Here is a 12,475-nt window from a genome sequence, read left to right as displayed (position 1 = left end):
CGAGGCTTAAGACGGGCGGAGGCCGCGTTCGAGCCAGAGGCGGCTGGCGAGTGTCACCAGACCGTCGAGCAGCAAGGCCAGCAGGGCGGTGCAGGCCGCGCCGAGCAGCAGTTGCGGCTGATTGTTCAGGGCGATGCCAGGGAAAATCAGGCTACCCAGACTGTTGGCGCCGATCAGGAACGCCAGCGGTGCGGTGCCGACGTTGATTGCCAGCGCCACGCGCACGCCGCCGATGATGATCGGCACGGCATTTGGCAGTTCGACCCGCCACAGCACCTGAGTCGGTGTCATGCCGATGCCGACGGCCGCTTCCTTGAGCGAACCCTGAACGTTTTTCAGGCCTTCATAGGTGTTGCGCACGATCGGCAACAGCGAGGCGAGGAACAGGGCGAAAATCGCGGGGCCGCTGCCGATGCCGAGGATACCCAGGGCGATGGCCAGTACGGCAAGAGGCGGCACGGTGTTGCCGATGTTGAAGATCTGCATGAAGCGTTCAGCGCGGCCCACCATGGTCGGGCGGCTGAGAAAGATACCGGCGGGTATGCCCACAACGAGGGCGGCCAGCATGGAAGCGAGGACGAGAATCAAATGGGCTTGCAGGTAAAACAACAAATCGTCGCGGTAATGTTCGATCGTGTTGATGCCAATCCAGTGGACCAGCAGGGCCAGGAGAGCGACGACAACCGCACCTCCTATCAGCCCCTTGCCATAGCGAATAGCCACAGGCGGACTCCTTTTCTTTGTCGGCGAACGCAGTCCCGAGTGGCAATGCCATTCCTGGCTGCCGGGATTATCAACGTTCGCGAGAAGCAGCTCTTCATGCTGATAAAACCGCATGAGATCGAGCCATAAGCGCAACCTCGTCAGGCCAACTTGCTGATTTTTCAGCCCCTGGTACGAGTGCCGTAACAGGGGAGTGGACGTCTGCACCTTTTAAAAGGTTCCATAATTAACAGCATTTAGCCACCCTTGATGTCCCTTCCGGCCCGTCGATCGCCGTTGGCGACAGGGCGAACGGTGGTCCGTAGATGTCGGTTTGCGCTATACTCGCCGCCCTTTTTTGAATCACCTGCCAGGCGATTTCCCATGACCAAACAGGCCGCCGAAGTCGCGAAACGCCGCACTTTCGCCATTATTTCCCACCCCGATGCCGGTAAAACCACCATCACCGAGAAGCTCTTGCTGATGGGCAAGGCGATTGCGATTGCTGGCACGGTGAAATCTCGCAAGTCCGACCGCCATGCCACCTCCGACTGGATGGAAATGGAAAAACAACGGGGTATTTCCATTACCACGTCGGTCATGCAGTTCCCGTATCGCGACCACATGATCAACCTGCTCGACACCCCGGGCCACGAAGACTTCTCCGAAGATACCTATCGCACCCTGACGGCGGTTGACTCGGCATTGATGGTCCTCGATGGCGGTAAGGGTGTAGAACCACGCACCATCGCGCTGATGGACGTCTGCCGTCTGCGTGACACGCCGATCGTCAGCTTCATCAACAAACTCGACCGTGACATCCGCGACCCGATCGAACTGCTCGACGAAATCGAAGCAGTCCTGAAGATCAAGGCAGCGCCGATCACCTGGCCGATCGGTTGCTACCGCGATTTCAAGGGCGTTTATCACCTCGCCGACGACTACATCATCGTGTACACCGCTGGCCACGGCCACGAACGCACCGATGTGAAAATCATCGAGAAACTCGACTCTGATGAAGCCCGCGCGCACTTGGGCGACGAGTACGATCGCTTCGTCGATCAGCTGGAACTGGTGCAGGGCGCCTGTCACGAATTCAATCAACAGGAATTCCTCGACGGCCAACTGACCCCGGTGTTCTTCGGTACTGCATTGGGCAACTTCGGTGTCGATCACGTGCTCGACGCCGTGGTCAACTGGGCGCCGAAACCGTTGGCCCGTGTCGCCAACGAGCGAACCGTGGAACCGGTTGAAGAGAAATTCGCCGGCTTCGTGTTCAAGATCCAGGCGAACATGGACCCGAAACACCGCGACCGTATCGCCTTCATGCGTATCTGCTCCGGCAAGTACGAAAAAGGCATGAAAATGCGCCACGTGCGCACCGGCAAAGACGTGCGGATCGGCGACGCGCTGACCTTCTTCTCCTCCGAGCGTGAGCAACTGGAAGAAGCGTTTGCCGGCGACATCATCGGCCTGCACAACCACGGCACCATCCAGATCGGCGACACCTTCACCGAAGGCGAAGTCCTGGGCTTCACCGGCATCCCGCACTTCGCCCCGGAACTGTTCCGTCGCGTGCGTCTGCGTGATCCGCTGAAATCCAAGCAACTGCGTCAGGGTCTGCAGCAACTGGCGGAAGAGGGCGCGACCCAAGTGTTCTTCCCGACGCGCAGCAACGACATCATTCTCGGCGCCGTCGGTGTGCTGCAGTTCGATGTGGTCGCCAGCCGTTTGAAAGAGGAATACAAGGTCGAGTGCTCCTATGAGCCGATTACCGTTTATTCCGCGCGCTGGATCGATTGCAGCGATAAGAAGAAGCTCGAAGAGTTCAGCGTCAAGGCTGTGGAAAACCTCGCCATCGACGGCGGTGGTCACCTGACCTACCTGGCCCCGACGCGGGTCAACCTGGCACTGATGGAAGAGCGCTGGCCGGATGTCAAATTCCGTGCGACGCGTGAGCATCACTAAACGTTAGCTGTTCGGTCACAGCAAAGGCGAAGCTTTCGGGCTTCGCCTTTTTTATGGAAGATCAAAAGATCGCAGCCTCGTTTCACTCGACAGCTCCTACAGGGGGATCGCATTTCAATGTAGGAGCTGCCGTAGGCTGCGATCTTTTGATCTTTTCGGCATAACCCCTATTCAAAACCAATCTCCCCACAAACGGCATTCCGTCTATTCGTTAGCGTCCTATCTGGAGAATCTGGCTGATCGGAACTAAATTTCACTTGGCGCCAGTCAGGCACTGAAGCTTCACCTGCGAAAGGATGGAATCGGCTATGAACAGGTTGCTACGCGTTGTATTGCTATTGAAGGTGTTGGTGATGCTGTCTCTCGGCAGTGCGGCGGCGTTGGCCGAGTGTGAGGATCACGAGACGCAGGCGTCGAGCGGGCAGGGTGGGCATGGCGAACTGATGATCGCCAAATCCGAATCGGAGCCCGGTGATCAGGGGCAGGGCGGCAGCGCGGACGATGACGACTCGACCACCGAGGAACCGGACAGCGACGACGAAGCCGGGGCTTAAATGACAGGCAAAAGAAAACCCCTCCTGCCGGACTGATGCGCAGCCCAGGTAGAAGGGGTGTGGTCAACTAGTACGAACGCCGCAAACCCTGTGGGAGCGGGCTTGCTCGCGAAGAGGCCGTGTCAGGCGACATCACTGTTGAATGACACACCGCTTTCGCGAGCAAGCCCGCTCCCACATTTTTATGCCGCGCCGTCGAGGAACTGCTCGGCATAGTGGCAAGCCACCTGGCGGGTGTCGACCAGGCGCAGGAGCGGTTCTTCCGTGCTGCAGCGCTCGGTCGCGTACGGGCAGCGCTTGTGGAAAGCGCAGCCGGACGGCGGGTTCAGCGGGTTGGGCAATTCGCCGACGATCTTGATTTTCGGCTTGTTCGGGTCCGGGTGAATGGTCGGGGTGGCCGACAGCAGCGCCTGGGTGTACGGGTGCAGAGGACGCTCATAGATGTCGTTTTTCGGACCCATTTCCACCGGGCGACCGAGGTACATCACCATCACGTCATCGGCGACGTGTTGCACTACCGCCAGGTTGTGGGAGATGAACACGTAAGCGGTGTTGAACTCTTGCTGCAAGTCCATGAACAGGTTCAGCACCTGCGCTTGAATCGACACGTCCAGCGCCGAGGTCGGCTCATCCGCGACCAGCACTTTTGGTTGCAGCATCATTGCGCGGGCCAAAGCGATCCGCTGACGCTGACCACCAGAGAACATGTGCGGATAACGCTGGTAGTGCTCAGGACGCAAGCCCACCTGCTTCATCATCGCCTGGACTTTCTCGCGACGTTCGGCGGCGGAAAGGTTGGTGTTGATCAGCAGCGGCTCGCCAAGCTGGTCACCGACTTTCTGCCGTGGGTTCAACGACGCGTAAGGGCTCTGGAACACCATCTGCACGTCTTTACGCAGTTGCTTGCGCTGAGCCTTGTCGGCACCGGTGACTTCCTGCCCGGCGATTTTCAAGGAGCCGGAGGATGGCTCTTCGATCAGCGTCAGGGCACGGGCCAGGGTGGATTTGCCGCAGCCCGATTCGCCGACGACAGCGAGGGTCTTGCCGGCTTCCAGTTCGAACGACACACCGTTCAGGGCGCGAACGGTCGCATGGCCCTTGAACAGGCCACGGGACACTTCGTAGTGACGGGTCAGGTCGCGGGCAGTAAGTACGACGGCCATTACGCCACCTCCTGATTCAGCGGGTAGAAGCAGCGGGCGAGGCTGTTGCTTTTCGGGTCAAGGGTTGGACGTTGCTGACGGCAGGTATCCTGCACATACGGGCAACGCGGCGACAGCAGGCAACCCTGCGGACGGTCATAACGACCGGGAACGATGCCCGGCAGCGTCGCCAGGCGGGTGGCGCCCAGGCTGTGTTCCGGAATCGCCTTGAGCAGCGCTTCGCTGTACGGGTGCGCCGGAATGTCGAACAGCTGAGGCACCTGACCCACTTCGACCGCTTGGCCGGCGTACATCACGCACACGCGCTGAGCGGTTTCGGCCACGACCGCGAGGTCGTGAGTGATCAGCACCAGGCCCATGTTCTGCTCTTTCTGCAGGGCCAACAGCAGGTCCATGATCTGCGCCTGAATCGTTACGTCCAGTGCCGTGGTCGGTTCGTCGGCGATCAGCAGTTTCGGTTCGCCGGCAATCGCCATGGCGATCGCAACACGTTGGCTCATGCCGCCGGACAGTTGATGCGGGTAAGCATTCATACGGCTGGCGGCGCCCGGGATTTCAACTTTTTCCAGCAGTTCGATGGCGCGTGCGCGCGCTTGCTTGCCGGACATTTTCAGGTGCAGGCGCAACACTTCTTCGATCTGGAAACCGACGGTGTAGCTCGGGTTCAGCGCGGTCATCGGGTCCTGGAAGACCATGGCCAGGTCTTTGCCGACAATCTGCCGACGCTGACGGTTGCTCAACTTGAGCATGTTCTTGCCGTCGAAATTCAGGGCGTCGGCGGTGACGATCCCCGGATGTTCGATCAGGCCCATCAGCGCCATCATGGTCACGGACTTGCCGGAACCCGATTCGCCAACGATGGCCAGCACTTCGCCCTTGTCCACGGTAATGTCGAGACCGTCGACCACCGGAACGGCGTTCTTGTCGCCGAAGCGAACGTTGAGATTCTTGATTTCTAACAGTGACATTTGAATCTCCTCAGGCGGCGTTCTTGAGTTTCGGGTCCAGCGCATCGCGCAGGCCGTCGCCCATCAAGTTGATTGCCAGCACGCTGAGCAAAATGGTCAAACCAGGCAGACTTACCACCCACCAGGCGCGTTCGATGTAGTCGCGAGCCGAAGCCAGCATGGTGCCCCACTCAGGGGTTGGCGGTTGTACGCCAAGGCCGAGGAAGCCCAGTGCGGCGGCATCGAGGATCGCCGAGGAGAAACTCAAGGTGGCCTGAACGATCAGCGGCGCCATGCAGTTAGGCAGCACGGTGACGAACATCAGGCGTGGCAGACCGGCACCGGCCAGGCGCGCGGCAGTCACGTAGTCGCGGTTCAGTTCGCCCATCACCGCGGCGCGGGTCAGACGAACATAGGACGGCAACGAAACCACAGCGATGGCAATAATGGTGTTGATCAGGCCAGGGCCGAGGATGGCGACAATCGCCACTGCCAGCAGCAGAGACGGCAGGGCCAACATGATGTCCATCAGACGCATGATGGTCGGGCCGAGCAAGCGCGGGAAGAACCCGGCGAACAGACCCAAAAGGATGCCCGGAATCAGCGACATCACCACCGACGACAAGCCGATCAGCAGGGACAGGCGCGAACCGTGGATCAGCCGCGACAGCAGGTCGCGACCCAGTTCATCGGTGCCGAGCAGGAACTGGATTTGCCCACCTTCCAGCCAGGACGGCGGGGTCAGCAGGAAGTCGCGGTACTGCTCGCTCGGGTTATGCGGCGCAACCCAAGGGGCGAACAGGGCGCAGAAAATTACCAGCAGCATGAACATCAGGCCGGCGACGGCGCCTTTGTTCTTGGAGAACGCTTGCCAGAATTCTTTGTATGGAGACGGATACAGCAGGCTTTGATCGACTGCTACCGCTGGAATTGAAGTGGTCATGGTCATAATAATCTCAGCGCTGGTGACGAATGCGTGGGTTGGCAAAGCCGTAGAGGATGTCCACCACGAAGTTGACCAGAATCACCAGGCAGGCGATTAACAGGATGCCGTTTTGCACCACGGGATAGTCCCGTGCGCCAATGGCTTCGATCAGCCATTTGCCGATGCCGGGCCAGGAGAAGATGGTTTCGGTCAGGACCGCACCGGCCAGCAATGTGCCGACTTGCAGGCCGACCACGGTCAGTACCGGAATCAGCGCGTTACGCAGGCCGTGAACGAACACCACGCGCGACGGCGACAGGCCTTTGGCGCGGGCGGTACGGATGTAGTCTTCACGCAGCACTTCGAGCATCGAAGAACGGGTCATCCGCGCGATCACTGCCAGCGGAATGGTACCGAGCACAATGGCCGGCAGGATCAGGTGATGCAGGGCATCGAAGAACGCACCGACGTCATCGGCCAGCAGCGTGTCGATGAGCATGAAACCGGTCCGCGGCTCGATGTCATAGAGCAGGTCGATCCGCCCGGACACCGGGGTCCAGCCCAGTGACACCGAGAAGAACATGATCAGGATCAGGCCCCACCAGAAGATCGGCATCGAGTATCCCGCCAGGGAGACGCCCATCACCCCGTGGTCGAACAGGGATCCTCGCTTGAGTGCCGCGATCACCCCGGCCAGAAGGCCCAGGATGCCGGCGAACAACAGGGCGGCCATGGACAGTTCCAGGGTCGCGGGGAATAGAGAAGTGAATTCGCTCCAGACACTTTCACGGGTACGCAGGGATTCGCCAAGGTCGCCATGGGCCAGTTTGCCAACGTAATCCAGGTATTGGGCATACAGGGGTTTGTTCAGCCCCAGGCGTTCCATTGCCTGAGCATGCATTTCGGGGTCGACTCGACGTTCGCCCATCATTACTTCCACGGGGTCGCCTGGAATCATGCGAATCAACGCGAAAGTCAGCAAGGTGATGCCGAAGAACGTGGGGATCAATAACCCCAATCGGCGGGCAATAAAACTAAACATCTTGTGGTGTACCTCATCAGCCGGTTAGGCGTGCCTGGCGTCCCTGGGGTCAGGGACGCCGGGAGTTTTCTTATCTACTTCACCTGGGTGGTGGCGAAGTTATTAGTGGTGAGCGGGCTAATGTGATAGCCCTCTACGTTGTTGCGCATTGCGGTGAACATACGGGTGTGCGCCATGCTGATCCAAGGCTGGTCCTGGTTAAAGACTTCTTGGGCTTGCTCATAGAGCGCTGCGCGTTCCGCCGGGTTTACTTTGGCCCGGGCTTCATCGATCAGCGCCTGGAACTTTTCATTGCACCAACGTGCGTAGTTTTCGCCGTTTTTGGCGGCCTCGCAACTGAGCATAGGCGTCAGGAAGTTATCCGGGTCGCCGTTATCGCCCGCCCATCCGGCAGAAACCATGTCGTGCTCGCCGTTTTTCGCGCGCTTGAGCATTTCGCCCCACTCCATGACGCGAATATCGACCTTGATCCCGACCTGGGCCAGGTCAGCCTGCATCATCTGTGCGCCGAGCATCGGGTTCGGGTTGGTTGGACCGCCTCCGTTACGGGTGAACAGGGTGAATGTGGTGCCTTCCGGTACACCGGCTTCCTTGAGCAGGGCGCGAGCCTTGTCCAGATCACGCGGCGGATTCTTCAGGTCGTGGTTGTAGCCCAGCAGGGTGTCCGGGTACGGATTGACCGCCACGGTCGCATTGCCTTTGCCAAACAGCGCGTTGACGTATGCGGCCTTGTCGAAGGCGATGTCGATGGCTTTACGTACGCGCACATCGCTCATGTACTTGTGCGAGGTGTTCATGGCGATGTACGAGACGGTCATCGCATTCAGTTCATCGACACTCAGTTTGGCGTCTTTCTTGATGCTCGGGATGTCATCTGGCTTGGGATACAGCGCAATCTGGCACTCGTTGGCTTTCAGTTTTTGCAGGCGCACGTTGTTGTCGGTGGCGATGGCCAGGATCAGCGAATCAGCCGGTGGCTTGCCACGGAAGTAATCCGGGTTGGCCTTGAAGCGGACTTGAGCGTCCTTGTTGTAACGCTGGAAAACGAACGGGCCGGTGCCGACAGGCTTGTTGTTCAGGTCGCCGGTCTTGTTGGCCTTGAGCAGCTGGTCAGCATATTCGGCGGAGTAGATCGAGGAGAAGGCCATGGCGATGTCGGCCAGGAACGGCGCTTCGCGGCGGGTCAGGGTGAAGGTGACCGTGTTGTCGTCGATCTTCTCGACACTTTTGAGCAGTTCCTTGAAGCCCATGCTTTCAAAGTACGGGAAGCCCACGCTCGACAGTTTGTGCCACGGGTGATTCGGGTCCAGCTGACGCTGGAAGCTCCAGACCACGTCGTCGGCGTTCATGTCGCGGGTCGGCTTGAAGTATTCGGTGGTGTGGAACTTGACGCCTTTGCGCAGGTGGAACGTGTAGGTCAGACCGTCTTCGCTGATGTCCCAGGAGTCGGCCAGTGCCGGAATCACTTCAGTGGTGCCAGGCTTGAAGTCCGCCAGACGATTGAAGATGGTTTCGGCCACCGCATCGGCTGTGACTGCAGTCGTGTACTGGACCATATCGAAGCCTTCCGGACTGGCTTCGGTGCAGACCACCAGGGGTTTGGCCGAGACGCCAACAGCGACACTCAGCAACGCGGCCGCGATGGCCGCACGTAGGGGAAGCATTTTCATCAAAGAACCCTCTGCAATCGGTTAAAGGACAAAAGCCGAACGGCCGATTCGTCACTGAATCAGCCGTTCGGCAGGTGCATTACAGGATGTTGAACGGGATGGTGGTCACGAGACGGAACTCGTTGATGCTGCCGTCACCCTGGTTTTCACTGGCGCGGTGAGCGGTGTAGGTCGCGCGAACAGTGGTGGCCTTGAGTGGGCCGCTCTGAATGGCGTACGTAGAACCGATGCCGTATTCGTAGTGGGTCTCGCCGTCCATGTTTTTCACGTCATAGGCGGTACCGGTGTAGTGAGTACCGTCGATGCCCCAGCCACGCGCCTGGTAGATGTTGAACTTCAGGCCTGGCACGCCGTATTCAGCCATGTTCAGGCCGTAGGCGATCTGGAAGGATTTCTCGTTCGGGCCGTTGAAGTCCGACAGCAGGGAGTTGGCCAGGTAGATGCCGTTGGTTTCGTGCAGGTAGTCGAAGTACTCGTTACCGTTAATTTCCTGGTACGAGAAGCTCAGGGTGTGAGCCTGGTGAGTCAGGCCGAACGACAGGGAGCCAGCTTGGTTGTCGATTTCGCCCAGCAGTTTTTTGCCTTCGTCGACGGTTTTGTAGTAGTTCAGGCCGGTGGTCAGGCTCAAAACCGAACTGTCACCCAACACGTGGCTGGCGCCGAAGTAGTACTGGTTCCACAGGTCTTCAGCCTGGGTGCCCCAGAGGCTGGTGGTCAGGCTGGCGAACGGCTGGTAGGTGATACCGCCGGTGTTGACGTGATCGGTTTCAGCGTTGGAGTCGCCGTATTCGGAGCGGAATTTGCTCAGGCTTTCTTCGGTACGCGGCGAAACGCGGTCAAAGGTCCCCAGGTCGAAAGCCAGGTTATTCAGCTCTTCGCTGTGGATCGCCACACCTTCGAAGCTCGAAGGCAATGGACGGTTGCCGATCACATCGACTTGCGGGCTGCTGAAGTTCATGCGGCCGGCGGTCAGGGTGGTGTTGGAGACACGGGCCTTGACGTTGGCCAGGCCGATTTTGCTCCACTGACCTTGAGCGTCGCCGCCTTCTTTGGTCAGGGTACGGTTGTTGCCCGCGCCTGGACGCGTGCCCGGTGCGCCGCCGTTGTTGGACGCCAGGTTCTCGCGGTCACGTTCCAGAGCAATGGCGTTGTAGGCCGCTACTTCTGTGCTGAAACCCACGGTGCCTTCGGTGAAGCCCGAGTTGTACTTGACGATGGTGCCCTGGAGCCAGTTGATACGACGATCAGTCGGGGTCGCTACACCGTCTTTACGGTAAGTGAACTTGCCACCACGTTTCAGTTGTTCGTTGGCGTACCAGTTACGCGTGGTGCCGGTGACCGTACTGCCTTCGATAAAGCCTGTTGCATCGGCTTGAGCGCTTTTGGTGTTGACCGTAACCGGGGTGAATTCCTGGCTTTGGGTTTCTGCGTACGCCGAGGCGGTTACGCTGCTGATGGCCAGGGCCAATAACGCGGTGCTACTCAGTTTCATGGGGTGAAGCTCCTTTCTTTCTTTTATTAATGCCGGTCTTTTTTGGTGATCCGGCTATTTGGTTTGGAACTCATACAAGGCATCGCAAACGTTTGCTGTAGGCCGAATTGACGAATTACGGCAATACGCTTGCGTGAGGGCGAAATGCGCCCCCAGCGTTTCTGGCTAATCGGTTATTTTTCTATGCTGACGCCCGAGAACACGTTACGACCGAAAGGACTCACCTTGAATCCTTCGATTTTGGCGCTCAACGGCTGGTTGACCGTCGAGTGGGCGACCGGCGTAATCGGCACCTGCTGCTTGAGGTACTGTTGCGCCTGTTTGTAAAGCACGGTGCGCTGGTCGCGGTCAGTGACGACCTTGGCCTGCTTGATCAGCTTGTCGTAAGCCGGATCACACCACATGGAGTAGTTGTTGCCGCCAATGGCGTCGCAGCTGTAAAGCGTGCCGAGCCAGTTGTCCGGGTCCCCGTTGTCACCGGTCCAGCCAATCAGGCTGACGTCGTGCTCGCCATTCTTGGTGCGCTTGATGTACTCGCCCCATTCGTAGCTGACGATCTTCACTTTGAGGCCGATTTTTGCCCAGTCAGCCTGGAGCATTTCGGCCATCAACTTGGCGTTGGGGTTATACGGGCGCTGGACCGGCATGGCCCAGAGGGTAATTTCAGTGCCTTCCTTCACACCGGCAGCCTTGAGCAATTCCTTGGCTTTTTCCGGGTTGTAGGCGGCGTCTTTAATGGTCTCATCGTAGGACCATTGGGTCGGTGGCATGGCGTTGACCGCCAGTTGACCGGCACCTTGATAGACGGCGTTGAGAATCCCTTGCTTGTTCACCGCCATGTCCAGCGCCTGGCGCACTTCGAGCTGGTCGAAAGGCTTGTGACGCACGTTGTAGGCGATGTAGCCGAGGTTGAAACCGGGCTTCTCGATGAGCTTGAGTGTCGGGTCGTTCTTCAGCGCGGTCACGTCGGCAGGGCGCGGGTGCAGGGTGATCTGGCACTCGTTGGCCTTGAGCTTCTGCACCCGCACCGAAGCATCGGTGTTGATGGCGAAAATCAGGTTTTCAAGCTTGACCCGGTTCGGGTCCCAGTACTGCTTGTTGCCGGTGTAACGGATGTTGGAATCTTTCTGGTAGCTCTTGAACACGAACGGCCCGGTGCCGATCGGCTTCTGGTTGATGTCGCTCGGCTTGCCTTCGGCCAGCAGTTTGTCGGCGTATTCGGCGGACAGGATGGCGGCGAAGCTCATGGCGATGTTCTGGATGAACGCGGCGTCCACGCTGTTGAGCGTCATGACCACGGTCAGCGGCCCGGTCTTCTCGACCTTGGCGATGTTCTTGTTCAGGCTCATCCCGTTGAAATACGGGAACTCGGTCGGATAAGCCTTTCGGAAAGGTTGCTGCGGATCGAGCATGCGATTGAACGTGAACAGCACGTCATCGGCATTGAAATCACGGGTCGGCGTGAAGTATTTGGTTGTGTGAAATTTCACCCCTTCGCGCAGGTGAAAAGTGTATTTGAGGCCGTCCTCGGAAATATCCCAGCGAGTGGCCAGGCCTGGTACGACGTTGGTGGCGCCTTTTTCGAACTCTGCCAGTCGGTTGTACAACGGCTCGGCGGCGTCATTGTCGGTCGCGGTCGTGTACTGCGCGGTGTCGAAGCCAGCGGGGCTGCCTTCGGAGCAGAACACCAGGCTGTTATTGGCGGCCTGGCTGATGGAAGTGGCGGCCAGCAGACCGGTGCCCAGCAATGCGGATAAAACCAAGGTATGGCGCATGACGCTCCCTTTTCTCTTTCTCTAAGTGTTTTTCAATGACCCGCCACCTCGTCCGGGGACGTGGAGGCATCACTGATCTCAAGCCATGACAGGCAGCAAAAACCGAGAGCCCACGCACGAACTGGTCAGATCCCGACGGTAGGAGCCGTGGGTCTGGCAGTAAATGCGTAGAGTCCTAAAGACTCGTAGGAAAAGGCAACGCGTCCGACGCCGCTGCTGTAATACTCAGCGGAATTG

Annotated in this window: 10 protein-coding genes; 2 read left to right on the top strand and 8 right to left on the bottom strand. The window is 58.9% G+C overall.

Features of this window, described 5'->3' with window-relative positions; genetic code table 11:
* Positions 1-6: 6 nt before the first annotated feature.
* Positions 7-723 (bottom strand): ABC transporter permease, encoded by a 717-nt coding sequence (locus ACSQ87_RS27585; protein ID WP_008148956.1) that lies wholly within the window; start codon positions 721-723, stop codon positions 7-9.
* A 363-nt stretch (positions 724-1,086) separates the two neighbouring features.
* Between ACSQ87_RS27585 and ACSQ87_RS27580 the strand changes: the two genes are divergently transcribed.
* Both ACSQ87_RS27580 and ACSQ87_RS27575 read left to right on the top strand, forming a co-directional pair.
* Positions 1,087-2,670 (top strand): peptide chain release factor 3, encoded by a 1,584-nt coding sequence (locus ACSQ87_RS27580; protein ID WP_056742891.1) that lies wholly within the window; start codon positions 1,087-1,089, stop codon positions 2,668-2,670.
* A gap of 308 nt (positions 2,671-2,978) precedes the next feature.
* Entirely contained in the window at positions 2,979-3,224 is a 246-nt protein-coding gene (locus ACSQ87_RS27575; protein WP_436274794.1) for a hypothetical protein, read from the top strand.
* Between the two features lie 182 nt (positions 3,225-3,406).
* Here the strand turns inward: ACSQ87_RS27575 and ACSQ87_RS27570 are convergent, their stop codons facing one another.
* The 7 genes from ACSQ87_RS27570 to ACSQ87_RS27540 form a co-directional block, all read right to left on the bottom strand.
* Positions 3,407-4,387: a peptide ABC transporter ATP-binding protein gene (locus tag ACSQ87_RS27570; RefSeq protein WP_095129475.1), complete on the bottom strand. Its 981-nt coding sequence runs from the start codon at positions 4,385-4,387 to the stop codon at positions 3,407-3,409.
* Positions 4,387-5,355, bottom strand: a complete 969-nt coding sequence (locus ACSQ87_RS27565) for an ABC transporter ATP-binding protein (RefSeq protein ID WP_223429887.1) — start codon at positions 5,353-5,355, stop codon at positions 4,387-4,389. Before ACSQ87_RS27565 ends, ACSQ87_RS27570 begins: the two co-directional genes overlap by 1 nt.
* 10 nt (positions 5,356-5,365) lie before the next feature.
* On the bottom strand, positions 5,366-6,277 hold the full coding sequence (locus tag ACSQ87_RS27560) for an ABC transporter permease subunit (RefSeq protein ID WP_150658847.1): 912 nt from the start codon (positions 6,275-6,277) through the stop codon (positions 5,366-5,368).
* A gap of 13 nt (positions 6,278-6,290) precedes the next feature.
* On the bottom strand, positions 6,291-7,301 hold the full coding sequence (locus ACSQ87_RS27555; RefSeq protein ID WP_008148942.1) for an ABC transporter permease subunit: 1,011 nt from the start codon (positions 7,299-7,301) through the stop codon (positions 6,291-6,293).
* Positions 7,302-7,375: 74 nt separating this feature from the next.
* Complete coding sequence (locus ACSQ87_RS27550; protein ID WP_223429886.1) at positions 7,376-8,971, bottom strand: ABC transporter substrate-binding protein; 1,596 nt, start codon at positions 8,969-8,971, stop codon at positions 7,376-7,378.
* 79 nt (positions 8,972-9,050) lie between these two features.
* Complete coding sequence (locus ACSQ87_RS27545) at positions 9,051-10,463, bottom strand: OprD family porin (RefSeq protein WP_150658776.1); 1,413 nt, start codon at positions 10,461-10,463, stop codon at positions 9,051-9,053.
* Between the two features lie 173 nt (positions 10,464-10,636).
* Positions 10,637-12,238: an ABC transporter substrate-binding protein gene (locus ACSQ87_RS27540; protein WP_436274793.1), complete on the bottom strand. Its 1,602-nt coding sequence runs from the start codon at positions 12,236-12,238 to the stop codon at positions 10,637-10,639.
* Positions 12,239-12,475: the final 237 nt, after the last annotated feature.

Source organism: Pseudomonas sp. LjRoot277 (assembly GCF_964253845.1).
In the GTDB taxonomy this organism is placed as follows: Bacteria; Pseudomonadota; Gammaproteobacteria; order Pseudomonadales; family Pseudomonadaceae; genus Aquipseudomonas.
This window is presented reverse-complemented; position numbering and strand designations above follow the sequence as displayed.